23 protein-coding genes are annotated in these 24,451 nt (G+C 64.7%); 19 read left to right on the forward strand and 4 right to left on the reverse strand.

Translation table 11 applies throughout. The annotated features are described in order from the left end of the window. Positions 1–101: 101 nt before the first annotated feature. The 6 genes from HHL22_RS00005 to HHL22_RS00030 all read left to right on the forward strand — a co-directional run bounded on the left by HHL22_RS00005 (position 102) and on the right by HHL22_RS00030 (position 6,295). A complete protein-coding gene (locus HHL22_RS00005) occupies positions 102–980 on the forward strand; it encodes a ChaN family lipoprotein (RefSeq protein WP_169528930.1) in 879 nt (292 codons plus the stop codon). Between the two features lie 146 nt (positions 981–1,126). Further along, entirely contained in the window at positions 1,127–1,762 is a 636-nt protein-coding gene (locus HHL22_RS00010; RefSeq protein WP_169528931.1) for a hypothetical protein, read from the forward strand. A 201-nt stretch (positions 1,763–1,963) separates the two neighbouring features. After that, complete coding sequence (locus HHL22_RS00015) at positions 1,964–2,452, forward strand: hypothetical protein (RefSeq protein ID WP_169528932.1); 489 nt, start codon at positions 1,964–1,966, stop codon at positions 2,450–2,452. Between the two features lie 15 nt (positions 2,453–2,467). Then, positions 2,468–4,576: a glycoside hydrolase family 97 protein gene (locus tag HHL22_RS00020; RefSeq protein WP_169528933.1), complete on the forward strand. Its 2,109-nt coding sequence runs from the start codon at positions 2,468–2,470 to the stop codon at positions 4,574–4,576. A gap of 183 nt (positions 4,577–4,759) precedes the next feature. After that, complete coding sequence (locus HHL22_RS00025; protein WP_169528934.1) at positions 4,760–5,302, forward strand: DUF421 domain-containing protein; 543 nt, start codon at positions 4,760–4,762, stop codon at positions 5,300–5,302. Positions 5,303–5,305: 3 nt separating this feature from the next. Beyond that, on the forward strand, positions 5,306–6,295 hold the full coding sequence (locus HHL22_RS00030) for an MBL fold metallo-hydrolase (protein WP_169528935.1): 990 nt from the start codon (positions 5,306–5,308) through the stop codon (positions 6,293–6,295). A 47-nt stretch (positions 6,296–6,342) separates the two neighbouring features. Here HHL22_RS00030 and HHL22_RS00035 read toward each other — a convergent pair whose 3' ends face one another. Then, positions 6,343–6,531: a hypothetical protein gene (locus tag HHL22_RS00035; protein WP_169528936.1), complete on the reverse strand. Its 189-nt coding sequence runs from the start codon at positions 6,529–6,531 to the stop codon at positions 6,343–6,345. A gap of 93 nt (positions 6,532–6,624) precedes the next feature. Here HHL22_RS00035 and HHL22_RS00040 point away from each other — a divergent pair, with 93 nt between their 5' ends. The 9 genes from HHL22_RS00040 to HHL22_RS00080 all read left to right on the forward strand — a co-directional run bounded on the left by HHL22_RS00040 (position 6,625) and on the right by HHL22_RS00080 (position 17,542). After that, on the forward strand, positions 6,625–7,554 hold the full coding sequence (locus HHL22_RS00040) for a mechanosensitive ion channel family protein (RefSeq protein ID WP_169528937.1): 930 nt from the start codon (positions 6,625–6,627) through the stop codon (positions 7,552–7,554). Beyond that, positions 7,551–8,873, forward strand: coding sequence for a DUF2254 domain-containing protein (locus HHL22_RS00045; protein WP_169528938.1), 1,323 nt, complete (start codon positions 7,551–7,553; stop codon positions 8,871–8,873). The genes HHL22_RS00040 and HHL22_RS00045 overlap by 4 nt, the downstream gene beginning before the upstream one ends. A 162-nt stretch (positions 8,874–9,035) precedes the next feature. Next, the gene (locus tag HHL22_RS00050) at positions 9,036–9,815 is read left to right on the forward strand and encodes a hypothetical protein (protein ID WP_169528939.1); all 780 of its coding nucleotides are present in this window, start codon (positions 9,036–9,038) and stop codon (positions 9,813–9,815) included. 55 nt (positions 9,816–9,870) lie between these two features. Next, positions 9,871–10,797, forward strand: a complete 927-nt coding sequence (locus tag HHL22_RS00055) for a hypothetical protein (RefSeq protein WP_169528940.1) — start codon at positions 9,871–9,873, stop codon at positions 10,795–10,797. A 72-nt stretch (positions 10,798–10,869) separates the two neighbouring features. Further along, positions 10,870–12,216, forward strand: a complete 1,347-nt coding sequence (locus HHL22_RS00060) for a hypothetical protein (RefSeq protein ID WP_169528941.1) — start codon at positions 10,870–10,872, stop codon at positions 12,214–12,216. After that, a complete protein-coding gene (locus HHL22_RS00065; protein ID WP_169528942.1) occupies positions 12,194–14,272 on the forward strand; it encodes a hypothetical protein in 2,079 nt (692 codons plus the stop codon). The genes HHL22_RS00060 and HHL22_RS00065 overlap by 23 nt, the downstream gene beginning before the upstream one ends. A 178-nt stretch (positions 14,273–14,450) precedes the next feature. Continuing rightward, on the forward strand, positions 14,451–15,590 hold the full coding sequence (locus tag HHL22_RS00070) for an aminotransferase class I/II-fold pyridoxal phosphate-dependent enzyme (RefSeq protein WP_169528943.1): 1,140 nt from the start codon (positions 14,451–14,453) through the stop codon (positions 15,588–15,590). Further along, a complete protein-coding gene (locus HHL22_RS00075; RefSeq protein ID WP_169528944.1) occupies positions 15,553–16,695 on the forward strand; it encodes a hypothetical protein in 1,143 nt (380 codons plus the stop codon). The genes HHL22_RS00070 and HHL22_RS00075 overlap by 38 nt, the downstream gene beginning before the upstream one ends. 16 nt (positions 16,696–16,711) lie before the next feature. Further along, on the forward strand, positions 16,712–17,542 hold the full coding sequence (locus tag HHL22_RS00080) for an amidohydrolase family protein (protein WP_169528945.1): 831 nt from the start codon (positions 16,712–16,714) through the stop codon (positions 17,540–17,542). A gap of 126 nt (positions 17,543–17,668) precedes the next feature. On the opposite strand, the gene HHL22_RS00085 is transcribed toward HHL22_RS00080, so the two are convergent. Together HHL22_RS00085 and HHL22_RS00090 are read right to left on the reverse strand one after the other, a co-directional pair. Continuing rightward, positions 17,669–19,060 (reverse strand): sigma-54-dependent transcriptional regulator, encoded by a 1,392-nt coding sequence (locus tag HHL22_RS00085; protein WP_169528946.1) that lies wholly within the window; start codon positions 19,058–19,060, stop codon positions 17,669–17,671. 336 nt (positions 19,061–19,396) lie between these two features. Beyond that, positions 19,397–19,744: a HesB/IscA family protein gene (locus HHL22_RS00090; protein WP_169528947.1), complete on the reverse strand. Its 348-nt coding sequence runs from the start codon at positions 19,742–19,744 to the stop codon at positions 19,397–19,399. A gap of 213 nt (positions 19,745–19,957) precedes the next feature. Between HHL22_RS00090 and HHL22_RS00095 the strand changes: the two genes are divergently transcribed. The 3 genes from HHL22_RS00095 to HHL22_RS00105 are packed head-to-tail and all read left to right on the forward strand — an operon-like array spanning position 19,958 to position 21,464. Further along, complete coding sequence (locus HHL22_RS00095) at positions 19,958–20,494, forward strand: DUF7935 family protein (RefSeq protein ID WP_169528948.1); 537 nt, start codon at positions 19,958–19,960, stop codon at positions 20,492–20,494. Positions 20,495–20,498: 4 nt separating this feature from the next. Next, positions 20,499–20,891 (forward strand): Imm63 family immunity protein, encoded by a 393-nt coding sequence (locus HHL22_RS00100; protein WP_169528949.1) that lies wholly within the window; start codon positions 20,499–20,501, stop codon positions 20,889–20,891. Positions 20,892–20,933: 42 nt separating this feature from the next. Then, complete coding sequence (locus HHL22_RS00105; RefSeq protein WP_169528950.1) at positions 20,934–21,464, forward strand: 5' nucleotidase, NT5C type; 531 nt, start codon at positions 20,934–20,936, stop codon at positions 21,462–21,464. Between the two features lie 148 nt (positions 21,465–21,612). Here HHL22_RS00105 and bshA read toward each other — a convergent pair whose 3' ends face one another. Then, positions 21,613–22,749: an N-acetyl-alpha-D-glucosaminyl L-malate synthase BshA gene (gene bshA, locus HHL22_RS00110; RefSeq protein WP_169528951.1), complete on the reverse strand. Its 1,137-nt coding sequence runs from the start codon at positions 22,747–22,749 to the stop codon at positions 21,613–21,615. A 170-nt stretch (positions 22,750–22,919) separates the two neighbouring features. On the opposite strand from bshA, the gene HHL22_RS00115 reads away from it, so the two are divergent. Further along, on the forward strand, positions 22,920–24,419 hold the full coding sequence (locus HHL22_RS00115) for a M28 family peptidase (RefSeq protein WP_169528952.1): 1,500 nt from the start codon (positions 22,920–22,922) through the stop codon (positions 24,417–24,419). Positions 24,420–24,451 lie beyond the last annotated feature (32 nt).

Consider the following 24,451-nt stretch of genomic DNA (forward strand, 5'->3'; position numbering starts at 1 on the left):
GCTTGTCGAAGCATCTCTGCCGCTTCGTTGTTGTTGACTCAAGCAACGAAGCGGCAGAGATGCTTCGACAAGCTCCGCCTGACGTTCTTTTAGCCCCAACTATGGTTCGCCTTCTCTCCCTACTGCTGCTACTGCCGCTGCTGGCCCTAGGCCCCGCCGGCGACCGGCCGGCTTACCGCCTCTTCACCGCCCAGGGCCAGGCGGCCGACTACGACCAGATGCTAACCCAGTTGGCCACGGCCGATGTAGTGCTCTTCGGCGAGCAGCACAACGACCCCATCGCGCACTGGCTGGAGTTGCAAGTGGCCCAGGATTTGAACCGCCTCAAGGGCCCCGGCAAGCTGGTAATCGGGATGGAGATGTTTGAGCGCGACGTGCAGCTGCAGCTCACGCAGTACCTGGCCGGCACGCTGCCCGACTCAGCCTTCGAGCGCCAGAGCCGGCCCTGGCCCAACTACGCTACCGACTACCGCCCGCTGCTAGCCTTTGCGCAGGCGGCCCAGCTGCCGGTGGTGGCCACCAATGTGCCGCGCCGCTACGCCCAGCAGGTGGCCCGCGGCTCGCTGGCAGCCCTAGGGGCCCTGCCGGCCGCCGACAAGGCCTACATGATGCCCCTGCCGCTGAAGGTGGACTATGAGCTGCCCGGCTACCAGAAGATGGCCGCCATGTTTGGCGGGGCCGGCGCGCACGGCGGCGGCAGCCAAACTATCATCCAGGCCCAGGCGCTGAAGGATGCCACCATGGCCTACAGCATCCGCCAGAACCTGAAGCCCGGCCAGACGCTGCTGCACCTCAACGGCTCGTTCCACTCGGACAACCACGACGGCATCGTGGCCTACCTGAAAACCGGTAAGCCCGCGCTGAAGGTGTTGACCATAAGCACCGTCAGCCAAAGCCAGCTGCAAATCCTGGATAAGGAGAACCTGAACCTGGCCGACTACGTGCTGGTGGTGCCGGCCGACATGACCAAGACATACTAAGCCCGGCGCTTAGTAAACTTAGTAAACAAAGCACGTCATGCTGAGCTTGCCGAAGCATCTCTACTGAACAACTCCTAGGGTGACGTTCGGCAGAGATGCTTCGCGGGGCTCAGCATGACGTTCTTTACTTGGAATTGACTAATCCTATGCTTTCTACCCGCACCCCCCAGGTGCTGCCCTCGGCCGCCGACTTGCAGCGCTTGGCCCAGGCGCTGGCTGTGCTCGATGCCATCAACTCGCCCGACTGGGAATACCGCTACTATAGCTACAACCCCGCCTGGGCGCCGGGCGAGGCCGTGCTGGAAATGCGCGACGGCGAGGGCGACGAGATGCTGGTGCTGTTCCGGCCCGAGGGCTGCGCCATCAACGGCTTCCTGGCCGAATACCCGCAGCCCGATAAGCAGCAGGTGACGCGCGGCCTGCCCGAAGTATTCGACGAGTTCCTGTTTGACGAGCCAGTGGCCAGCACCGGCACCACGTTCTGCCTCTGGCACACGCCCGCCCACGGCTGGCAAACCGGCGTGCTTGGCCCCGAGGACGATGGCTCGGAAGAGCTGCTCTACCTCTTCGACCAGGACCCCGCCACCTACGCCGAGTGGGCCACCGAATACTACACCGACGAAACCGACCGGCCGCCCATCACGCCCGAAGCCGTGGCGCCCATCTACCGCCACGAGGTGCTGACGAAAGCCATGGTGCATGCCCTCAACCCCGAGCTAACCGACTTCGTGGCCCTAGGGGCGGAGCTGCAGGAAATTGGGTATACGTATGATTTTAAGTAATCATCACGGAATATGGCAAAGCGAAACTGCTTGTATAGGGAAAGTGTCAGTTCGGGCCTAGGGGTGTTTGAGCTACGAATAGACTCTACAGGCGAGCTAGTAAGCATTGAAGCTAATGCTGCTTTAGTCACTATTCAGTCAACAAGTCATCGCCTTACTATTAAACACGTTGCGGCACCTGTTCACTGGTTGCCAGACCGGATGAAAGTAGACTGGGCCGAAGCTTGGCTGTTTTACATCACTAAGCAGACCAACCAGCAGGAGTTACTTACTGTATCCTTTGGGCTACCAGCTATGCCGGCTGCTACGCAAGCGGGGAGCAATACGGGCCAATTTCTGACAGCCATTGAGTTTGAAGATGGTAGCTGGCAGGTGCACCTCGGCACGCCGGACGAGGAATGGTTTGCCTTGTATGGAGAGCAGGCGCGGCTGCCAGCGCGTTTGAAAGAGTCTTTGGCTAACAATGAGTTGCTAGTCACCAGTATTGAAGCAAATGGCTTGAAGAGCAGCGTGCCCGAATTGCACTTGCAGGAGCAATTTTATTTGCATTACATTTTAGCAGAAAGCCCCCGGCGTAAATCAACCGATTATCCTGATGAATGGGATGTTTCTACCTGGTTCGCCGTGGACCAATCGCAAAAAGCCCTAGAGGCAGCTTGGCTTCAACAAGCAAACACAAGCGGAGAATAACGCTTTTAGTAGTTGATGAGAAAGAGAATACTCCTATTCGCTGCGGCACTGCTCGCCAGCGCTGGCGCCCACGCCCAAACTATCCACTCGCCCAACCACCGCCTAGCCCTCACTTTCGCCCTGACGCCGGCCGGCGAGCCGAGCTACCAGCTTAGCTACGGTAGCAAGCCCGTTATTAAGCCCAGTCGCCTAGGGGTGCTGCTGCGCGGCGGGGCGGGTATGGAGCAGGGCTTCGTGGTGGCGGGCGTGGACAGCAGCGCCCACGACGATACTTGGACGCCGGTGTGGGGCGAGGTCAAAAGCATCCGCAACCACTACCAAGAGCTGGCCGTGACCTTGCGCCAGCCGCAGCAGCAAAACCGCGCGCTGGTGCTGCGCTTCCGGGTGTTCGACGACGGCCTAGGGTTCCGCTACGAGTGGCCCCGGCAGCAGCAGCTGGCCTATTTCGTGGTGAGCGAGGAGCGCACCGAGTTCAACCTGCCGGCCGACCACAAGGCGTTCTGGATTCCGGGCGACTACGACTCGAACGAGTACCGCTACACCACCTCGCGGCTGAGCGCCATCAATACGCTGCCCATCAAGCAGCTGGAGATGCGGGCCGCCCCCTACACCGTGCAGACGCCGCTGATGCTGAAGGCGGACGACGGGCTGTATATCAACATCCACGAGGCGGGGCTGGAAAACTACTCGGCCATGTTCCTAAACGTGGACACCAAGACCTTCGGGCTGCGCAGCCAGCTAGTACCCGATGCCATGGGCAACATGGCCTACCTGCAAACGCCCGACCACACACCCTGGCGCACGGTGGTAGTGGCCGACAACGCGCCCGCCGTGCTGGCCAGCAAGCTCATCCTCAACCTCAACGAGCCCAGCCGGATAGCCGATACGGGCTGGATTAAGCCCCAGAAATTTGTGGGCGTGTGGTGGCTGATGCAAGTGGGCAAGGCCAGCTGGAACTACGCCGACAGCACCAACCTCAAGCTGGCTACCACCGATTGGAGCAAGCTGAAACCCAACGGCCGCCACGGCGCCACCACCGCCCGCGTCAAGCAGTACATCGACTTCGCCGCTGCCCACCACATCGAGGGTGTGCTGGTGGAGGGCTGGAACGTGGGCTGGGAAGACTGGGTGGGCAACTGGAAGGAGGACGTGTTCGACTTCGTGACGCCCTACCCCGACTTCGCGGTGGATGAGCTGCGCGACTACGCCGCCGCCAAGGGCGTGCACCTCATCATGCACCACGAAACCAGCGGCTCGGCCACCAACTACGAGCGCCGCCAGGAGGATGCCTACCGGTTTATGCAGGAGCACGGCTATCCGGCCGTGAAAACCGGCTACGTGGGCAAAATCATCCCTAGGGGCGAGCACCACGACGGGCAGTGGATGGTGCGCCACTACGCCCGCGCCGCCCGCCTCACGGCCGCAAGCCGGCTCATGATTGACATGCACGAGCCCGTCCGCCCCACCGGCCTGCACCGCACCTACCCTAACTGGCTGGCCAGCGAGGCCGCCCGCGGCAACGAGTTCAACGCCTTCAGCGAAGGCAACCTGCCCGAGCACGAAACGATTTTGCCCTTCACGCGCCTCATGGGCGGGCCCATGGACTACACGCCGGGTATCTTCAAAATCAAGCTCGACGACTACGGCCCCCAGGAAAAGGGCCGCCAGGTGCATACCACCCTGGCCAAGCAGCTGGCCCTGTACGTGACCATGTACTCGCCCCTGCAAATGGCCGCCGACCTACCCGAAAACTACGAGCCGCATCTCGACGCCTTTAAGTTCATCGAGGATGTGCCGGTGGATTGGGACGACACCCGCATCGTGGCCGCCGAGCCGGGCGACTACCTCACCATTGCGCGCCAGGCCAAGGGCAGAGACGAGTGGTACCTAGGGTCCATAACCGACGAAAATGCCCGCCAACAGTCGGTAAAGCTCGATTTTTTGCGCCCCGGCCAGCGCTACGAAGCCACCATTTATGCTGATGGCAAAGGTGCCGACTGGGAAAAGAACCCCACCAGCTACCGCATCTCAAAGCAGCAGGTAACCAACAAATCGACCCTGAAGCTGCGGCTGGCGCCCGGCGGCGGCGCGGCGGTGAGCATCAAGCCGGTCGGAGGGAAGTAAATTAGAAATCAAAAGAACGTCATGCGGAGCGCAGTCGAAGCATCTCTATCGCGCCGTTCGGGTGTCGTTCGGTAAAGATGCTTCGGCAAGCGGACGCCAGATGAGCATGACCGCCTATTTTACCTAAGTCATTCGCCTAGCCCGCCGCCAACCCCGCTCGCCGCGCCCCGTAGGCAAGGGTTTATGGAAAAGATATTTTACACCAGCTGGGAGAGCCTGGTTCGTACGCTCATTATCAGCGTGCTGGCTTATGCGGGGCTGATACTGATGCTGCGCATCTCGGGCAAGCGCACCTTGTCAAAGATGAATGCCTTTGACTTAATTGTGACCGTGGCCCTAGGGTCGACGCTGGCCACGGTGCTGCTGAGCAAGAGCGTAGCGCTGGCCGACGGCCTGCTGGCGTTTGCGCTGCTCATTGGGTTTCAGTACGGCATTACGTGGCTGTCGGTGCGCTCCCAGGCAGTAAGTGGGCTGGTGAAAGCCAGCCCCACGCTGCTGGTGTACCAGGGGCAGTTTTTGCACGCCGCTATGCGCGCCGAGCGCGTGACGGAGGGCGAGGTGCTGGCCAGCCTGCGCGAGCGCGGCATTGGCACGCTGGCCGAGGCGGCGGCCGTAATCCTCGAAAACGACGGCACCCTCAACGCGCTGAAAGACGCGCCCGCCGGCGTGGGGGCGGCGCTGGGCAACGTGCCGGGCTTCACGAAGCGGCAGGCGCAGCACGAGTAAAAAATGCGGCAGTTTAACAACCGTATTTGGGTCGGCCTGCGGCTGCTGGGGCTGGCGGCCGGGCTGCTGGCTGCCCGGCCGGCCGGTGCCCAGTCGGCCGCCGCGCCTGCCTTCGCCGTGGTGCCCCTAGGGGTGCGCGGCGGCCTCGACGAAAGTAACCTCTCGGCCTACCTAGTGGCGCCCGCCGGCAGCGCCGCCTACGTGTGCCTGGATGCGGGTAGCCTGCGCACGGGCCTCGAAAAAGCCCTGGCCAGCCGGGCGCTGGCGGGCCCTGGCCCCGAGGCGGTGCTGCGGCAGCAGGTGTGCGCCTACCTGCTCTCGCACGCGCACCTCGACCACGTAGCTGGCCTGCTGCTCAACGCCCCCGACGATTCGTCCAAGCCTATCTATGGCTTGGCCAGTTGCCTAAAAACCCTGCAAAACGACTACTTCAACTGGCGCGCCTGGCCCAACTTCGGCAATGGCGGCGCCGCGCCTGCGCTGGGCAAGTACCAGTTGCTGCCCCTGGCGCCGGGGCCGGCCCTAGGCATCCCAGGCACGGCGCTCCGGGTGCGGGCCTTCCCGCTCAGCCACGGGCCGGGCTACGAGAGCGCCGCCTTTCTGCTGCAAAGCGGCCCCGACTATCTGCTGTATTTGGGCGACACTGGGGCCGACGAGCTGGAGCACAGCCAGCACCTGCGCACGTTGTGGCAGGCCGTGGCGCCGCTGGTGCAAGCTGGGCAGCTGCGCGGCATCTTCCTCGAAACCTCATACCCCAATGAGCAGCCCGAAACCCAACTCTTCGGTCATCTCACGCCCCGCCGGCTGTGGCAGGAGCTAGGGACCCTAGGGCAACTGGCCGGCCCCGAGGCCCTGCGCCGGGTGCCGCTCATCATCACTCACCGCAAGCCGCCCGCCAATCAGGAAGCGGCCATCGCCCGGCAGCTGGCAGCTGGCAACACCCTCGGGATGAAGCTAGTGTACCCGGTGCAGGGGCAGCGGCTGGGGCTGTGAGCAGTGGCTATGGTAGCATAGCATTTCACAGTGGTGTACCGTAGCTGCTACGAGCCAGCCTCATTCAGGCCGGCCTTTTTGAGGGCTTCGCCTAAGCCTTTTTGCAGCTGGGCGCCCGACTCGGCTGGGGCGCCTTCCACGATGCCGTACTGCTGCTTGAGGCGCTCCCACTCGGCCAGCGGGATAAAGACGCCAGTAACGACGCCCTTGGGGTCGGAGAGGTACTTGATATCCATGAAAAAGGAAGAAATAGGAAAAGACGAATGTGCGAAACAAACATAAGGCCGGGCCGCGCGTAGAAAACGGCAACTTACCATAGGGTGCCCCTGATGTTTGACGATGCTATTCGGGTAGCGAATACCTACTGGACCCAATTTCTGTACGTGCTGCCGCGGCTGGTTATTGCAGCCGTGCTGCTGGCCGCCGTGTGGGTAGGCGCCTCGCGGCTGCGCGTGTGGCTGGCCGCCAAAATCGGCGCTCACGCCAACGACCCCCTGCTGATTGACTTCCTGACCCAGATAGGGCGCTGGCTGCTGGTGGGTATCGGCATCATATTGGCCCTCAACATCCTAGGGCTGTCGCAGCTGGTAAGCGGTATGCTGGCGGGCCTGGGGCTGTCGGCCTTTGTAGTGGGCTTCGCATTCAAGGACATCGCCGAAAACTTCCTAGCGGGTATTCTACTGGCCTTCAACCGGCCGTTCAGCATTAACGACACCATTCAGATTAAGGACATGTTTGGGCGCGTCACGCACCTGAACCTACGCACTACTACTATCCTCACCTTCGACGGGCGCGACATCTCCATTCCCAACGCCGTGGTGCTGAAGGAGCCGCTCATCAACTTCACGCAGAACGGGTTTATTCGCCAGGACTTCGTGGTGGGCATCGGCTACAACGACGACGCCAAAAAGGGCATCGAGCTGATGCTAAAAGAAATAGAGCAGGAAGCCGATGTGAAGCGGGGCGATGGCAAAGACCCGTTTGCCGTGGTAGAAGAGCTGGCGCTGAACTCGGTCAACATTAAAGTATTTTTTTGGGCCACCACCGACAGCTACCGCAAGGGCGTGTTGGAGCTAAAGAGCCGCATTATAAACCGCATCTTGGTCAAGCTCACGGCCGAAGGCTTTAGCTTCCCCTCCAACATCGTGGAGCTGCAATATCCGCCGGCCCCGCTGCAAATCCAGTCGGCAGGACAGCCGGCCACCGGTCAGCCCGCGTCGGCGGCTGCCACTTCCTCAGTTCCACAGCCCACAGCATGAATAAGCTGCAGCGCTGGTGGTCAGAGCTAAATTCCAGTCTTTGGTTTGTGCCGACTATCATGGTAACAGTGGCCATGCTACTGGCCTACCTCCTGGTAAATTTTGACGATACCCACAAGAACAGCTGGATGAAGCAGCACCCGCTGCTGTTTGGCTCGGGGGCAGCGGGGGCGCGCGGCATGCTCTCGTCCATCGCCAGCTCCATGATTACGGTGGCGGGCCTTATCTTCTCGCTCACCCTTAGTACGCTGGCCCAGGTGTCGAGCCAGTACACCTCGCGGCTGCTGCGCAATTTTATGCGCGACCGCACCAACCAGGTGGTGATGGGCTTTTTCGTGGGCATCTTCGTGTACTGCCTCATCGTGCTGCGCACCATTCGGGGCAGCGACGAGGGCGATTTTGTGCCCAGCACCGCCATTTCCTTTGCCCTGGTGCTGGCGCTGGTCAGCATTGGGATGCTTATTGCCTTTATCCACCACATTGCCTCCTCCATTCAGGCGGCCAACGTGGTGGGCAATGCCGCCGACGAAACCCATAGGATTCTCGACAAGCTGTTTCCAAAGCGAATTGGGTACGCCGCCACCCACCACGAAAAGGCCGACCTGGACGCCACCACCCGCCTCAACTGGCACCCGGTGGTGGCGCTGCAATCGGGCTACGTGCAGGGCATCGACGACGCGGACCTGCTGAAGCTGGCGCAGGACGGCAACCTGGTGGTGCGCATGGAGCTGGGCATCGGCAGCTTCGCGGCCGAGGGCGCACCTTTGGTGAGCGTGGCCAGCTACGACACCGCCCAGCCCTGGCTGCCCAACGAGAAGATAACCAAGCGCATTGACGACGCTTACGGCATTGGCCGGCAGCGCACTATCGACCAGGATTTTGGCTTTGGCGTGCGCCAGATTGTGGACATTGCCCTCAAGGCCCTGTCGCCGGGCATCAACGATACCAGCACTGGCGTCATGTGCCTCGACCGCCTAGGGGCCCTGCTGGCCCTACTAACCGAGCGTGAACTGGGCGAGCCCCTGCGGGCTGATAATGGCCGGGTGCGCCTCATTGCCAAGCGGCCCGATTTCGCGGCCTACCTCAGCGAGGCCTTCGACCAGATTCGGGCCAGTTCGCTCGAAAACCTGGCCATTTACTTGCGCACATATAACGCGCTGCTCACCATTGCGGGCCGCCAGCGTCGCCCCGGCTACCGCGAGGCCCTGCTGCACCAGAGCCACCTAAGCTGGGAGGCCGCCACCAAAAACCTGACCAGCGACTACGAGCTAAAGCAGGTGCGCGAGCGCTTCGAGGAGCTGCAACGGGCGCTAGCGTAGCCGCACCCGGCTCGAAACAAATTGCGCCAAATACACCCTAGGGGTCGGTTTCCGAAATAGGTTTCGGGAGCCGACCCTTTTTGCGCGCTGCAAACGCGGTTTTGGAAATTGGCACCGGGCTTGAAAAGAATAGGGCATCTCTCACGCATCCCTTGTTCAGCCATGCATAATATCGACCGCACCCTCCAGGAGTTTGAGACGGGGGCCGCCACCAATGGCGAGTTTGAAAGCAGCTACGAAGCCAGCGGCGCGTACGGCCAGGAGCTGGAATACGGCCAGGAAATGGGCCAGGAGTTCGGGCAGGAGTACAGCGGCGAGCTGGAAATGGAAAACGAGCAGGAGCAGCTGGTGGGCGAGCTGGCGCAGGAGCTGCTCGAAGTCAGCAACGAGCAGGAGCTAAACCAGTTTCTGGGCAACCTGGTGAGCCAGGCCACCGGCGCGGCCTCCCAGTTGCTAACCTCGCCGGCCGGGCAAAGCGTGGGGCGCTACCTGGTTGATTTTGGTAAGCAAACCCTGCCCCAGCTAGGCGGCCGCTACGGCGGCCAGGCCGGGGCGGCGCTGGGCAGCCGCCTAGGGCCGCTGGGCGCGCGGGTAGGGGGCTGGGCCGGCGCCCAGGCTGGGCAGTGGGCCGGTGGACAGGCCGGCAACTGGCTGGCCGACAATGCCAAGCGCGTGTTCGGCCTGGAGCTGGAGATGCTGAGCCCCGAAAGCCAGGAGCTGGAAATCAGTCGGGCCTACGTGCGCTTTGCCACCGACGTGGCCCGCCGCGCCGACCGCGCCCTGCGCCGCAACCCCGGCCTGGCCCTAGGGGCGCTGGGCCGCCAGGTGCTGGGGGCCGCCGCGCCCCTATATGCCCCCGGCTTGCTGGCCGGCGCGCGCAGCCCGGCGCGCAGCGGCACCTGGGAGCGCCGGGGCCGGGCCATCGTGCTCTACAACGTGTAGGCGGGCCGGGCCCGCCGCGAACCCTTTTTTTTAGTCATTTTTCAACCCCCAAGCCATGTACCAAAATGAATTCTCTCAGGAGTTTGAGCAAGCCGTTGGCCAGGAATTTGGCCAAGAATTTAGTGGCGAAGCCTTCGAGTTCAACCCCGAATACCTGGGTGAAACCAGCGGTGAGGCTCAGGGTGAGTCATTCGAGACGAGCGGCGAAATGAGCGGCGAGCTGAACGAAACCCTCGAGATGGAACTGGCCCACGAGCTGCTCGAAGTCAGCAACGAGCAGGAGTTAAACCAGTTTCTAGGTAGCCTCGTCAAGAAAGTGGGCGGGGCCGTGAGCAGCATCGCCCGCTCGCCCATCGGCAAGGCCCTGGGTGGGGCCCTCAAAACCGTGGCTAAGAAGGCGCTGCCCATTGCGGGCGGGGCACTGGGCACCTTCTTTGGCGGGCCAGCGGGCGCGGCCATTGGCAGCAAGCTGGGCTCGATGGCCGGCAACCTCTTCGAGCTGGAGCTGGAAGGCCTGAGCCCGGAAGACCAGGAGTTTGAGACGGCCCGCGCCTACGTGCGCTTCGCCAACTCGGCCGTGCGCCGCGCCGCCGCCCTGCAGCGGCGCGGGCTGCCCCCGCAGGCGCTGGTGCGCCAGGCCCTAGGGGCCGCCGCCATGCAGCACGCCCCCGGCCTGCTGCGCCCGCGCAATGCCAACGGTACCTTCCGCTCGCTGAATGGCCAGGCCCCCCGCCGGCCCGGCTACGGCGCCCCGCGCCGCCCGCAGTATGGGCCCGCGGTGGCCTACGGCGCACCCACGGCCTACGGCTACCAAAGCAGCCAGTACAACGGCTACGAGCCCGCCCCGGCCGATGAGGGCTACGACGGAGCTGACTACCAGCCTGATGCCAACCAAAATGGCTACGCCGCGCCCCCGCGCCGCCACCGCGCCACGCGGGGCACCTGGATGCGGCGCGGGCGCACCCTGGTCATTCAGCTGTAGCGGGGGCAGGGCCCTAGGGCCAGCTGGCTGCCATAAGTCGATGGAATAGTAAGTGACTGAACTGTAGCTTTTATGCGCTCGGCCGCCGATACCCGCTTTCTGCAAAATGAGACGCTGGCCCTCTTCAGCCGGCTCCAGACGGTGCGCTCGTTTGCCCTGAGCACGCCCATGGTGCTGGCGGCGGCCGTGTCGGCCCCGGCCCAGGCGGCCATCAATGCTCACCTGGCGCACGTGGCCTTCGACCTGCGGCGCAAGCTGCTGGCGTTTCTGGGCTGGCTGCGGCACCCGGCCAGCCGGCGCCTGAGCGCGGCCGCTACCCAGGCCCGCTACGTGCTGCTCAAGCTGCGCTTCAATAATTTGCTCGACCAGGTGGACATCTTCGCCGACGTGCTGGGGCAGCGCGCCGAGCACAACACCGGCATTTGGGTGGCCGGCCTCGATGCGCTGGCCGAAGATGCCCTGGCCCTGCCCGGTGGCTACTACACCCCGCCGCCGCTCATCTGCTACCTCGAGCGGGGGCACGGGGCCGCCATCCGGCGGGCCCGCACGCGCCTGCCGGGCGGCGACCTCAGCCCGGTGGGCGTCATCCAGATTCCGCGCGAGCGCATGATTGGCTCGGGTATCGCCTCCTCGCTCATTCACGAGGTGGGCCACCAGGGCTCCGAGCTGCTCGACCTGACGACCACCATCCGGCAGGACATCGAGCAGGTAATTGCCGCCGGCGACCAGGCCGACGCCCTGCCCTGGCAGCTGCTGAGCCGCTGGCTGAACGAGATACTCTCGGACTGCTGGGCCCTAGGGCACCTGGGCATTACGGCCACCTACGGGCTGCTGAGCGTGGTGAGCTTGCCCAGCTACTTCGTGTTTCGCATCGGCACCGACGGCCCGCACCCCTTCCCCTGGATTCGGCTGAAGATAAGCCTGGCCCTAGGGGCCGCCCTGTTTCCCGACCCGCAGTGGGCGGCGCTGGGCCGGCAGTGGGAGGGCCTCTACCCCACCCACGAGCTGAGCCACGTGAAGCGCGCGCTGATTGGGCGGCTCGAAGCGGTGCTGCCGGCCTTTGCCCGGCTGGTGCTGGGCCACCGCTCGGCCCGGCTGCGCGGGGGGCAGCTGGCCGATATTTTCCCCCTGGCCGAGCGCCACCCCGCGCAGCTGCGCCAGCTCTACGATGCCTGGCAGCGCCACCCCTACCTGCGCGAGCACAGCGCGCCCTCGCTGGTATTTGCGGTGGTGGGCCAGGCCAAGGCCGACGGCCGCATCTCGACCGAAGACGAGGTGCTGGTGCTCTCGCACATGCTGGCGCACTGGGCCCTCAACCGCGCCCGCAACTACTGCCTGGCCCCGGCGCAGCCCCTGGCGCCTTACTCCTCCACTTTACCCCTCAACCCCCGCACCCATGAACCGCGAACTAAGCATTGATGCGACCCAGGTAGCGCTCGGCGACGACTCGACCCTGACCCTGACGCTCAGCTCGGAGCCCCGCAAGAAGCCGCTGGCTACCGAGCTGGGCACCCAGGGGCTTATCAAGCTCACCGTTGACCACCTGGCCGATAACCGCCCGGTGGAAGCCCACTACTTCCCCTACGCCGTGGATGGCAGCGGCCTGCAGCTGCGCGGCGAGGTGGTAATTACCGCGGCCAAGCCCGGCGGCTCTACCTCGAAGAATACCCCGCCGCCCAAGCTCTTCTACAGCAAGCTGGAGCCGGTGACCAAGCCCCAGCCGCTGAACACCGGGCAAAGCGCCGACCTGACTTGGAGCGTGCGCGTGTGGGACCAGCCGGGCACCTTCGTCATTGGCGGCGAGCTGTTTATCGGCGACCCGGCCACGCTGGAGCGCGACCTGGCCACTGATGCGGCGCTACCAAACGCGCTCGATTTCGGGCCCGTGAAGCTGCGCGTGCAGCAGCAAGACCCAACCGGCCCCGTGCAAGTGACCATGAAGGAGGCCGACCGCGAGGAGTCGAACGACCAGGCGCTGTGGGGCCTCATTCGGCGGCGCACCATCAGCTTCAGCCAGTACCAGGGCTTCATCAACCGGGTGCTGTGCACGCAGGATGGTAGCGAGGGCCAGCGCGCCCGCGCCTACGCCCAGGGCCGGCCGCTGGCGTTCAGCCGCTCGGCGTCCTACTCCATGCTCAAGTACGCCACCGAGTTTTTCCTGATGCAGGAAGCCGGCCTGGCCATGGGCGATGCGCTGGATACCGGCGCGGGCAGCGGCAACCTCAACAGTCTGCCCCCCAGCCACGCGCAGCCCGACCTCGACGAGCAGCGCCGCCTAGGGGGGGCGCCGTTCAGTTTGAGCGCGCTGCGCGACAACTACCTGGAGCAGCTTGAAAACGAGGAAGGCAAGGTGCTGCCCTACTTCAAGATAATTCGGGAGAAGCTGGCCGAGGTGCCCCTCAAAAACCCCCAGGACCTGATTGGGGGCGACGACGTGTGCTACGGTATCCTGAAGTCGAAATTGCAGGCGCCGCCACTCATGGAGCTGATTTGGTCGTACTGGCACGAGGAGGGCGGGCTGGTGCAAACGCTGAACGCCATCAGCCTGCGCTTCCAGAACGTGCGCCGGCCCGGCTACGGCCCCGACCCGTTGGCCGGCCTCAACCTCGACCCGCTGCGCCCCATGGCCAACCTCATGTGGGGCTACATCGAGGACGAGCGCAATCGCCTCACCCTGAACCGCCGCAACCTGGAGTACCAGTACGAGTACGGCATTGGGCTGATTGGGCGCGGGGTGCAGCCCATTGCGGTGGCCGAAAACCGCACGTTCTTTTTGCGCGGCTTCCATAGCCTGCTGCGGGCCTGCACCGAGTTTTACCAGCAGGCCAACTTCACCACCGTTATCCCCGACGGCTTCCCCATCCTCAACTGCCTGCGCGAGGTGCACATGACCCTGGCCGAGGGCGCCCACAACCAGTATGGCGACTTGCCTTGGACGGCCCGCGCCGAGATGCTGACCCAGCAGTGGCTGCTGGCCCGACCCGAGGTGCGCGAGTTTTTGGGCGGCCGCGTGATGGTGCCCTACACCGAGCCCTGGATGGACCGCGTGGACACCATGAAAACCCTGCAGGGCTGGAACCCCACCAACATCACCCACTTCCGCGACCTAGGGGCCTTTGGCGAGCAGCTGCTGCTGAGCATCCGCTACGGCGCCTGGAACAGCCCCACCATCGGGGCCGTGAACGCGGCCAACTGGGCCTACTACTGGCGCCAGGAAATTCAGCGCTACATCCACGCCTACAAGGCCGTGACCGGGGTAGACCTGGCCACCGACCTGGGCGACGTGCGCCAGCAAGCCCCCGACAATGAGGAGCGCTACCTGCAGCCGGCCCAGCTCATCGAACGCCAAAATGCCCTGCAGCAGAGCCAGCTGCGCCGCAGCCGCCAGCTCAGCGCCGGCCTGGGGCCGCTGCGCCGGCCGGCCTTTGGGCCCCTGCCGCGCCGCCGCGCCTTCAACGGCGACCTGCTGGACTGAGCAGGGCCTAGGGCTGAGGCGGCAAAAAGCACGTCATTCCGAGCCTACCGAGGAAGCTCGCTAGAACTCGTTGAACAATAACGCTTGAACGCACCCTAGGCGGCGCGGGCGAGATTCCTCGGCAAGCTCGGAATGACGTGCTTTTTGCTGCCGCAGAACCAGAACTCAAAACTGCTTCATGCCTGACTTTACCTCGGCGCTGTACTTAGGGCCGCGCCAACTGCCGCCCCCGCCGGGCCTGCTGCTGAGCCCCGGCCGCCCCGCCGCCCTGGCCGAGGCTGGCGCTGCCCGCCAAGTGGCCAATGAAGTGGCCCGGCGGCAAGGGCTGGCGGCTGGGGTGCTGGCCCCGTCTACGCTGCACTTATTCCACGACGTGTTTCAATTAATGCCGGCCAACGGGGTGCTGGTGCTGGCGCGGCACCTGTACCCGGTGGGGCAGTGGGGCAGCCAGCAGGCCCAGCTGCGGAGGCTGCCGGTAGTGCGCCTGGGCTGCCCGGCCGAGCTGCCGGCCTTGCTGCACACCTACCGCCAGCAGGGCCGCGTGCCCTGGCTAGTGGCCGATGGCTGGCACCCCGGCCTGGGGCCCGCGCCGCTGGCCAGCTACCACGCCGCGCTGGCCGCCTGCCCCGGCGCCGTGCTGCTGCTCGATGATACCCAGGCCTTTGGGGTGCTAGGAGCCCGGCCCACGGCCACCCGACCCCTAGGGCTGGGCGGGGGTGGCAGCCTGCGCTGGGCCGGCCTGCGCGACGACGGCACCGGCCCCGAGCTGCTCACCATTACCTCGCTGGCCAAGGGCCTGGGGGTGCCGGTGGCCGTGCTGGCGGGCCGCGCCCGCCGGCTGGCCCAGTTTGCGCGTTGCGCCGAAACGCGGGTGCACAGCAGCCCGGCCTCTATTTGGCACGTGTGGGCCGCCGCGCAGGCCCTGCGCCTCGATGCCCACGGCGGTGCGGCGGCCCGGCAGCAGCTGGGGCAGCGCATCGGGCAGTTTCGGGCGGCGCTGGGGTGGGTGGGGCTGCGGCCGGCGGGCGGATGGTTTCCGGTGCAGAAGCTGGTGCCGGCCCGCGCCACGGCCGCCCTGGCCCTGCACCAGCAGCTGCGCCAGGCGGGCATTGCCACGGTGCTGCTGGCCGGCGAGCAGCAGCCCGGCGTGCCCGAAATCGCCTTCTGCCTGCGGGCCGACCACTCGCCGGCCGACATTGCTCGCGTGGCGGCCGGGCTGGGCTACCTGGCTCGCCGCCACGCCGACTGGTTTTCTTGTTCATCGCTTCCCGCTGCCTGCCATGCTCACTCCCGCTTATCCATCTGCCCCGCGCCCTAGGGCCCCCCACGCTGCCCGGCCGGCGGCCTTGGCCATCCTGTACCCCAAGGTGGGCAGCGTGCTGCGCGTGCCGCTGCGCCGCACGCCCACGGGCGGCGCGGCCGGCTGCCAGCAGCACCCCGAGCGTCAGTTCATGCGCTGGTTCAACCGCATGGCGGCGGCGCGGCCGGGCTTCCCCATGCAGCTCAAGAGTATTTTGCTGCTTACCGGCGAGCCGCTATGCGCCAGTTGCCGCCGGGCGCTCACTCGCTTTCTGGGGCAGTACCAGCTGGCGGGCAAGCTACGGCTGCAGGCGAGGGGTGGCGCTGACTGCAGCTGCGCCCGTCCGCCCAGCTACGCGCCAACGCTACTCGACGACTGGCTAGCTACTGAGCTGGGGGGCGAGCTGGAGGGTGAGGGCTGGTGGCGCCGTGCCGCTGATAAGGGCCGTGCCCTGGCCCTGGCTGGCCTAGTAGCCCTAGGCCCCAAGGTGGTGCCCCAGGCCTGGGTAGATATGGCCGCGGCCGCCGGTGAGGCCCGGCAGCAGCGGCAGCGCACCCAGCAGGTGGTGGAGGATAATACCCCGCCCAGCAGCCGGCGCCGGGGCCAGCAGGGCGAGCTAAGCCAGGATGCGAGCGACGTGGTGCAGCCCACCATCGACGTGCATGCGCAGTACGCCCTGCAGCGCCTGCTGCGCAGCCCCGACCCCGCCGCCCGCGCCGACGGCAACGCGCTACTGGTGGCCGTGCGCCTGGGCGAGGTGCGCGGCATCTACCTCGAAAACCAGCGGGTACCCGCGCAGTGGGCCCGCCGCCAGGGCGGCGACTGGTGGGGCCTGCTGGCGCCCCCCGACGATGCCGCCGTGCTGCTGTCGGCCACGCCCCCTGCCGGGCCGCTCGACCCGCCGCTGCTGGTGCTGCGCGACAGTATTCGGAACGTGCCCGCCCGCCTCGACCCCGCGCTGCGCGCCGCCTGGCACCACGCCCAGCAGGCGCTGACCTGGAAACAGACGCAGCCCACCCTCACGCCCTGGCAGCTCAAGCAGCGGCTACTGGGTCAGCCCGTTACTTCCACCTCGCCGGCGGCGGGGCCGGCCGCCGTGGTTGGGGTCGGGCGGGCTGCCTAAATCATCCTTCTCCGTCATGCTCATCATCGACTGCCACTGCCACGCCGGGCGCGGCGACGGCCTCACCGGCCCCTGGGACACCGACGCGCCGCTGCGCCCCTACCTGGCCTGGGCCGACGAGGCGGGCATTGCGCGCACGGTGCTCTTCGCCGCCTTCCATTCCGACTACGCCCTGGCCAACCGCCAGGTAGCCAAGTTGGTGCAGCAGCAGCCCGAGCGCTTCTACGGCTTTGCCTTCGTGCACGCCCAGCGCGACCGCGGCCGGATATTGGATTTGGTGCGCACCGCCGTGGAGGAGTACGGCTTCGTGGGCATCAAGCTGCACCGCTACGATGCCCGCATCAGCCGCGAGGTGTGCGACGTGGCCCGCGCCTTTCGCCTACCCGTGCTCTACGACGTGGTGGGCGAGGCCTCGGTGGTGGATTTGCTGGCCGCGCAGTACCCCGACGTCAACTTTATCATCCCGCACCTAGGGTCCTTTTCCGACGACTGGCGCGCCCAAACTGCCCTTATCGACTACCTGGTGCGCTGCCCCAACATCTACGCCGATACCTCGGGCGTGCGCCGCTTCGACATTCTGCAGCGGGCCGTGGCGCGGGCCGGGGCGGGCAAATTCCTCTTCGGCTCCGATGGCCCCTGGCTGCACCCCGGCGTGGAATTAAGCAAGATTCACGCCCTGCACCTTGCCCCGGCCGAGGCGCAACAGGTGCTGGCTGGCAACCTGCTGCAACTCATCGGCCGGGTGCGCCCGGCGGTGGGGGAGGGCGCCGCCCGGCGCGTGGCCGTGGCCGCCGCCCCCCTAGGCCCCGAATGGCGCGACCCGTGGCTGGTGGGCGCTCAGGAGTAGGCCGTAGGGAAATTGGAATAAAAAAGGCGGTCATGCTGAGCTTGCCGAAGCATCTCTGCCGCATCGTCCGAGTGACGTTCAGTAGAGATGCTTCGGCAAGCTCAGCATGACGTTCTATTACCCAATTCACTCCGGGTTGGCTTCCTGCAGGCGCAGGGGGCTAGGGGAATCGCCGTGGCGGTGCATCTGCAGAATGCGCTCGCTGCAGCGCAGGCGCAGGGCGGCGCGCTTCAGGTTGCCGTGCTCGTGGCTGATGGCCACTTGCTTGGCAATATCGGTCACCTGGTCTTTTATCTCCTTGAGGCCCAGGCCTTGGTAGAGCAGCGAGGTGATGCAGGCTTCCAGCTCGCCGGAAGTGGGCACCGGCGCACCCAGGCGCTCAAAGTCGGGCCAGTCGGCCCGCGGAATGTCGCCGATGGTAATGGGCCCATCGCCGGGGTGCTTGCTGGCAATGCGCGCGATAAGCTGCTGCAGCTCCCGCACGTTGCCGGGGTAGTCGCGCACCAGCAAAAAGTCGTACACCTGCCGGTCTACCACCTGCTGGGGGCCGCGCAGCTGAGCAAAGAAGTGCTGCGCCAGCGGCACGATGTCTTCGCGGCGCTCGCGCAGGGCGGGTAGCTGGCAGGTCCAGCCCGACACGCGGTAGTACAAGTCCTGCCGGAAGCTGCCCTTCTGCACCTCGGCCAGCAGGTCGCGGTTGGTGGCGCTTACCAGCCGGAAGCTGGCGTGCCGCCAGGTGTTGCTGCCCACGCGCTTGTAGGTGCCCTCTTGCAGGGCCCGCAGCAGCTCGGCTTGCAGGGCCAGCGGCAATTCGCCCAACTCGTCCAGAAACAGCGTGCCCTCGTGGGCCAGCGCCACGGCCCCGTCGCGGGTGCTGATGGCGTTGGTAAACGCGCCCTTCTCGTGCCCAAACAGCTCGCTGCCCGACAAGCCCGGAATGAGATTGGTGCAGTCTACCACCACGCAGTCGCGCTTGGCGGGTCGCGCGTCGAGGCGGTGAATCTCTTTGGCCACTAGCTCCTTGCCGGTGCCGCTCTCGCCCGTTATCAGCACCTGGCAGCTCGACAGGGCCATGTCTACCACTTGGTGCAGGGTGTCGCGCCAGCGGGCGCTGCTGCCCACCAGGCGGCGCTGCAAGTCGGCTACCTGGGTTTCCAGGGTGTGCTGGTAGCGCAGGCGGGCCGCCACCAGGCCGGCCGGGTCGGCCACCTCCGCCCACGACACCATGTCGCTGACGCCCGCCCGCAGCAGCGCCCAGGTGGCCGCGCTGGGCAAGGCGCCTAGGCTCACGGCCAGCACGCTGCAGCCGGGAGTGCGGCGCACCTCCTCCAAAACTTCCGCTACCTCGGCCAGAGGCGCCAGATGGTCCAGAAATAGGATGCCCGGCCCTAGGCCTGCCTCGTGCGGCCGGCGGGGGTGCAGGCCCAGGCCGGCTGCTTCAAGCTGCACCACAATGTCGGCCAGCAGGGTGAGCTGGCGGGTAAACGGCAAAAACCAAACAGGGCAAGTTGTTTTCATAAGCTCAGCAGAAAAAAAGAATAGAACGGCCCGCGCCAGGTAGGCGAGGATGGTAAATATAGGAAAAATTTTATTTCATAAGATACTTACTAATAATTATTTAAGCCCGTCATTAATGCTGGTATATACCTCTGCTTGGAAACTGCTAGTATAAGATATTGAATGCTTGCTAAGCCGGGCCCTAGGCGCCAGCACCCGCCGCCCGCGCGGGCGCCCGGCCATTGCCTACAGTAGCGCCACCAAGACACGAAAAAAGCCCCGGCAACTGCCGGGGCTTTCCCAATTTTTAATGCGAGCAGCACCGGTTTAAGCAGGTGCTGGTTAGCCAAGCCTAGCTTACGCCGAGAACGACGAGCCGCAGCCGCAGGTGCTCTTGGCCTGGGGGTTGTTGAAGGTGAAGCCGCGGGCATTAAGGCCGTCCTGGAAGTCAACCTCCATACCCAGCACGTACATGGCGTGCTTCTTATCCATGATGAGCTGCACGCCGTCGAGGTCGTACACCTCGTCGTTGTCCTTGGCTTTGTCAAAGCCCAGCAGGTAGCTCATGCCCGAGCAGCCGCCGCCTTGCACGCCAATGCGCAGGCCGTAGTCGGCGGGCACGCTTTTCTCCTGAATAATATTTTTAACCTCCACCAGGGCGCGGGGCGTGAGGCCGATGGGCGGGGCTTGCGTGGTAGTAGCCATATGGTAATGCGGAAGTAGACCGATTTCGGATAAGACAAAGATACAAACGCCCAGGTTTGGGCTCGCTACTAAAACAGCAATGGCCCAGGCGGGGTTCACGCCGTAAGTTTGCCCTGGCCGGCCGCCTGGCGGGCTAGGGTGGCCTAGGCCATTTTGCCGCTATAAGTAAGTCTTTTTTTCTTTGTTTTGGCGGGCCAGGGCTCGCCGCCGCGTATGGATGCCACTACGTATTTTTTTGATTTGCTGAAGGTTATTCTGCCCGCCATCATCGTGGCCGGCAGCATCTTTCTCTTGTTTCGCCAGTACCTCGAAAAAGATACCCAGCGCCGCCTCATCGAGCTGAAGCTGGAAAGCAACCGCACCACGCTGCCCCTGCGCCTGCAAGCCTACGAGCGCCTCACGCTGCTGCTCGAGCGCATTTCGCCCAGCAATATTCTGGTGCGCCTGAGCAGCGCCGGCCAAAGCGCGCCCGACTACCACCGCGCCCTGCAGCAGGAAATCCGGGCTGAGTACGAGCACAACGTGGCCCAGCAGCTCTACATCAGCGCCGAGGCCTGGGCCCAGGTAAAGCAAGCCAAGGAAAACGTGCTGACAATGGTGAACCGCGCCTTTCACGCCCTGCCCGACCCGCAGCACGCGCGCGGCACCGAGCTGGCCCGGCGCGTGCTCGAAAGCCTAATGACCGACCAAAACGACCCCACCGCCCCGGCCCTGGACACGGTGCGGCGCGAGGCGGCCCAGCTCTTTTAGCCCCATGCTGGCCCTAGGCGCCCTCGAAGCCGTGGTTAAGGCCCTCGGGCAGCAGCTAGACGCTCCGCCCGAGCTGCTGCCTACTTTTGGGTACAACCGCGACTTCGCGTATCCCGAGGTACGGGTGTCGCAAGCCGGCTATCACTGGGTAATTGTAGAGCGGGGCCGCGAGGAAGAAAACCGGGTGTTTGCGCAGCTGGACGAGCTGCTGTACCAGGTGTTTGAGAGCGTTACGTTCTCGCTGGCCAGCAGCTACGAGCTACGCCACCGCATCGAAGGGCAGGATTCGCGCATCCTCTTGTTTGCCAGGCAGGTGGCGCTACTGGCGCAGCTTGATGCGAGCTGGGCGGACCGCTGCCGCACCAAAGCCGACTTTTACCTGACCGGGCGGCCCTAGGCCGGCGTAATAACCCGATGAGTATTTAACCGCCTGACTGACATGGCTAAACAACGCATTTGCGTAGATATGGACGAGGTGCTGGCCGATGCCATTGCCCGCTTCCAGGAGTGGTACGGCCGCGACTTCCAGCTGGAATTCACCCTGGAGGCGCTGCGCGGCAAGCATCCGCACGAGATAGTGGCTCCCGAGCACCAGCCGGCCCTGCGCGCCTACCCCAACGCCCCCGGCTTCTTCCGCGACTTGCCCTTGATGCCCGATAGCCAGCGCGTAATGAAGGAGCTAGCCGGGCGCTACGAACTATTTATCGCCTCAGCCGCTATGGAGTTTGCCAATTCCTTCCTCGACAAGTACGAGTGGCTGCAAAAGCATTTTCCGTTTATCCCGTGGCGCAACTACGTGTTTTGCGGCGATAAAAGCATTCTCAACGCCGACTACCTCATCGACGACAACGCCTATAATTTCGACAACTTCCGGGGCGAAGGTATCCTGTTCGACGCCCCGCACAACGCGCTGGAAACCCGCTACCGCCGCGCCCATAACTGGCAGGAAGTAGGCGAGATGCTACTGTGAGTGAGAGCCCCAACGCTAAAAGAGAACGTCATGCTGAGCTTGCCGAAGCATCTCTACTGCGTAACTAACTCCAATCATCGGAATTACTTACGCGGTAGAGATGCTTCGGCAAGCTCAGCATGACCGCCTTTTTTGGCCCTAGGGCTGCTTACACCGCTTCAGCGGCGTGCACGGCGGCGCGCTCGTAGCACTGCTCGTAGAGCGGCACAATCTTATCCACGGCAAACTCCTCGGCCCTAGCCCTGGCGGCGGCCTTGAAGCGCGGCAAATTATCGTCTTGCAGCACGTAGAGGGCGTTTTTCACCATATCAGGCACATCGCCGATGTTGCTGAGCATGCCCGTCACGCCGTGTACGTTCAGCTCGGGAATGCCGCCGGCGTTGGTGCTGATAACGGGCACCTCGCAGGCCATGGCCTCGAGGGCGGCCAGGCCGAAGCTCTCGTTTTCGCTGGGCATCAGAAATAAGTCGCTCACGCTCAATACTTCCTCCACAGCTTCGAGCTTGCCTAGGAAGCGCACGTCGCGCTGGCAGTCCAGCTCGCGGGCCAGCTTCTCCATGCGCGAGCGGTCGGGGCCGTCGCCCACCAGCAGCAGCTTGGCGGGCATGGCCTGGCGCACCCCAAAAAAGATGCGCAGCACGTCCTCCACCCGCTTCACGGTGCGGAAGTTGCTGGTGTGCAGCAGGATTTTTTCGCCATCGGGCGCGATGGCGGTGCGGAAATGACTCTTCTCCTGCTTCTTAAAGCGCTGCAGGTCGATGAAGTTAGGGATAACCTCAATGCGGTGCTCGACGGGAAAGTATTCGTAAGTCTCGCGTCGCAAATCGGCCGATACCGACGTCACGCCGTCGCTCTGGTTGATGCTGAACGTGACCACCGGCTCGTAGCTGGCATCCTTGCCCACGAGCGTAATGTCGGTGCCGTGCAAGGTCGTAACCACCGGCACGGTGATGCCCCGGGAGCGCAGAATCTGCTTGGCCAGGTAGGCAGCCGAGGCGTGCGGAATGGCGTAGTGCACGTGCAGCACGTCGAGCTTTTCGTTCTGGCTGATATCCACCATCTTGGAAGCCAGTGCCGACTCGTAGGGCGGAAACTGGAACAGGGGATAGGTGGGCACGTACACCTCGTGGTAAAAGAGGTTTTCGTTGAAGAAATCGAGCCGCACGGGCTGGCTGTAGGTGATGAAATGCACGCGGTGGCCGCGCTGAGCCAGGGCTTTGCCCAGCTCGGTGGCCACTACGCCGGAGCCGCCAAAAGTGGGGTAGCAAACGATGCCGATATTCATGGAAAAAGGAGGGTAGGCGAGGGGCTAACCGCCCAGCGTGGCGGAGGTTTCGGCGCAACGAGGTAGGGCCAAGCAGGGTCTATACGCAAGCCGCGCCCAAAAGCCACCCCTAGGCCCTAAAAGCGGCGGCAGCGTAGCTTTGGGCAGCACCTTATATTGATTTGTTCCTAATGAAACAGCTTTTACTGCTAAGTTGCCTGGCGGCCGGCCTCACGCTGCCCCTAGGGGCCTCGGCCCAGCGCAAACCCGCACCGGCCGCCAAGCCCGCCGCTACGGGCAACGCCATCGGCGCCATCAAGGAAGCCGACATCAAGCGCGACTTGTTTGCGCTGGCCGGCGACCATTTCCGGGGCCGCGAGGGCGGCACGCTCGATGAGCTAAAGGCGTCGGTGTGGCTGGCCGACCAGATTCGGGCCACCGGCATGCTGCCGGCCGGCGACGACGGCACGTACTTCCAGTGGTTCAGCCTGCAGCGCACCCGCCTGGCCAAAAGCAGCACGCTGCGCATTGGTACCCACGAGATTAAGCTCAACGAGGACGGGGTAGTGACCGCGCCCACCAACGCTAGCGTGAACGCGCCGCTGGTGTACGTGGGTACCGGCTCGGCGGCCGAGCTGGCCAAGGTGGACGTGAAAGGCAAGGCCGTGGCCGTGCAGATTGCGGGCGCGCCCACCGACGGCATTAGCTACCGGCGCTACGTGTTTGGCAAGTTTGCCGGGCAGGCCACCGAGCTAGCCAAGGCCGGCGCGGTGGCGGTGGTGTTTGTGTCGGATGCGCCCTCGCAGGCCCTCTACGACCACTGGAGCCACATTTACGAGCGCGGTCGCTACAGCCTGCCCGGCGCGGCCAGCACTAGGGTGGTGAGCACGCCGCCCGTCATCTGGCTGCCGGCCAGCGCCAGCAGCTGGGTGCAGCAGGCCGGCCAGCAGCTCACTGCCGAGCTGAAGGTGGAGAGTTTCCAGTACCCGTCCGTCAACATCGTGGCCAAGCAGCCCGGCACCGACGCGCAGCTCAAAAAGGAGTACGTGCTTTTCAGCACCCACCAGGACCACGATGGCGTGCGCGCCCCCATTGCCGGCGACTCCATCTACAACGGGGCCGACGACAACGCCACCGGCTGCGCGGCGCTGCTGGCCATTATGCGGGCCTTCAAGCAGCAGCCGGCCCGCCGCTCGGCGCTGTTTGTGTACCAAGGCTCGGAGGAGCGCGGACTGCTGGGCTCCACCTACTTTTCGGCCCATCCTACGGTGCCGCAGGCCAGTATCGTGGCAGTGCTCAACGCCGAGATGATGGGCCGCAACGCCCCCGACTCGGCCGCCCTGCTGGGCTCGACCCCGCCGCACCTGAACTCGTCGGACCTCGTGAAAATGGCTTTGGCGGCCAACCAGGCCGGTCCTAAGTTCAAGCTCGACACCGAGTGGGATAAGCCCACCCACCCCGAGGGCTGGTACTTCCGCTCCGACCACCTGCCGTACGCGCGCCTGGGTATTCCGGCCATTATGTACACCTCGCTGCTGCACGTCGACTACCACACCCCGCGCGACGAGCCCCAGCGCATCGACTACGCCAAGCTCACCAACATGACCCGCTGGATGTACCTCACCGGCTGGATGGTGGCCAACCGCACCGCGCCGCCCGCCCGCGAGCCCGGCTTCAAGCTGGAGCGCTAGCTGCCCTAGGGGCGCGCGAGCGGCTACAGACG

This window comes from Hymenobacter polaris, assembly GCF_012927305.1.
Taxonomy (GTDB): domain Bacteria; phylum Bacteroidota; class Bacteroidia; order Cytophagales; family Hymenobacteraceae; genus Hymenobacter; species Hymenobacter polaris.

What these genes read in the sequence shown, in the direction of transcription:
- bshA (WP_169528951.1), bottom strand. Translation starts at nt 22,749, where the DNA reads ATGAATATCGGCATCGTTTGCTACCCCACTTTTGGCGGCTCCGGCGTA.
- HHL22_RS00020 (WP_169528933.1), top strand. Translation starts at nt 2,468, where the DNA reads ATGAGAAAGAGAATACTCCTATTCGCTGCGGCACTGCTCGCCAGCGCT.
- HHL22_RS00055 (WP_169528940.1), top strand. Translation starts at nt 9,871, where the DNA reads ATGTACCAAAATGAATTCTCTCAGGAGTTTGAGCAAGCCGTTGGCCAG.
- HHL22_RS00060 (WP_169528941.1), top strand. Translation starts at nt 10,870, where the DNA reads ATGCGCTCGGCCGCCGATACCCGCTTTCTGCAAAATGAGACGCTGGCC.
- HHL22_RS00065 (WP_169528942.1), top strand. Translation starts at nt 12,194, where the DNA reads ATGAACCGCGAACTAAGCATTGATGCGACCCAGGTAGCGCTCGGCGAC.
- HHL22_RS00075 (WP_169528944.1), top strand. Translation starts at nt 15,553, where the DNA reads ATGCTCACTCCCGCTTATCCATCTGCCCCGCGCCCTAGGGCCCCCCAC.
- HHL22_RS00040 (WP_169528937.1), top strand. Translation starts at nt 6,625, where the DNA reads ATGTTTGACGATGCTATTCGGGTAGCGAATACCTACTGGACCCAATTT.
- HHL22_RS00085 (WP_169528946.1), bottom strand. Translation starts at nt 19,060, where the DNA reads ATGAAAACAACTTGCCCTGTTTGGTTTTTGCCGTTTACCCGCCAGCTC.
- HHL22_RS00010 (WP_169528931.1), top strand. Translation starts at nt 1,127, where the DNA reads ATGCTTTCTACCCGCACCCCCCAGGTGCTGCCCTCGGCCGCCGACTTG.
- HHL22_RS00090 (WP_169528947.1), bottom strand. Translation starts at nt 19,744, where the DNA reads ATGGCTACTACCACGCAAGCCCCGCCCATCGGCCTCACGCCCCGCGCC.
- HHL22_RS00025 (WP_169528934.1), top strand. Translation starts at nt 4,760, where the DNA reads ATGGAAAAGATATTTTACACCAGCTGGGAGAGCCTGGTTCGTACGCTC.
- HHL22_RS00015 (WP_169528932.1), top strand. Translation starts at nt 1,964, where the DNA reads ATGAAAGTAGACTGGGCCGAAGCTTGGCTGTTTTACATCACTAAGCAG.
- HHL22_RS00035 (WP_169528936.1), bottom strand. Translation starts at nt 6,531, where the DNA reads ATGGATATCAAGTACCTCTCCGACCCCAAGGGCGTCGTTACTGGCGTC.
- HHL22_RS00080 (WP_169528945.1), top strand. Translation starts at nt 16,712, where the DNA reads ATGCTCATCATCGACTGCCACTGCCACGCCGGGCGCGGCGACGGCCTC.
- HHL22_RS00030 (WP_169528935.1), top strand. Translation starts at nt 5,306, where the DNA reads ATGCGGCAGTTTAACAACCGTATTTGGGTCGGCCTGCGGCTGCTGGGG.
- HHL22_RS00045 (WP_169528938.1), top strand. Translation starts at nt 7,551, where the DNA reads ATGAATAAGCTGCAGCGCTGGTGGTCAGAGCTAAATTCCAGTCTTTGG.
- HHL22_RS00115 (WP_169528952.1), top strand. Translation starts at nt 22,920, where the DNA reads ATGAAACAGCTTTTACTGCTAAGTTGCCTGGCGGCCGGCCTCACGCTG.
- HHL22_RS00105 (WP_169528950.1), top strand. Translation starts at nt 20,934, where the DNA reads ATGGCTAAACAACGCATTTGCGTAGATATGGACGAGGTGCTGGCCGAT.
- HHL22_RS00070 (WP_169528943.1), top strand. Translation starts at nt 14,451, where the DNA reads ATGCCTGACTTTACCTCGGCGCTGTACTTAGGGCCGCGCCAACTGCCG.
- HHL22_RS00005 (WP_169528930.1), top strand. Translation starts at nt 102, where the DNA reads ATGGTTCGCCTTCTCTCCCTACTGCTGCTACTGCCGCTGCTGGCCCTA.
- HHL22_RS00095 (WP_169528948.1), top strand. Translation starts at nt 19,958, where the DNA reads ATGGATGCCACTACGTATTTTTTTGATTTGCTGAAGGTTATTCTGCCC.
- HHL22_RS00100 (WP_169528949.1), top strand. Translation starts at nt 20,499, where the DNA reads ATGCTGGCCCTAGGCGCCCTCGAAGCCGTGGTTAAGGCCCTCGGGCAG.
- HHL22_RS00050 (WP_169528939.1), top strand. Translation starts at nt 9,036, where the DNA reads ATGCATAATATCGACCGCACCCTCCAGGAGTTTGAGACGGGGGCCGCC.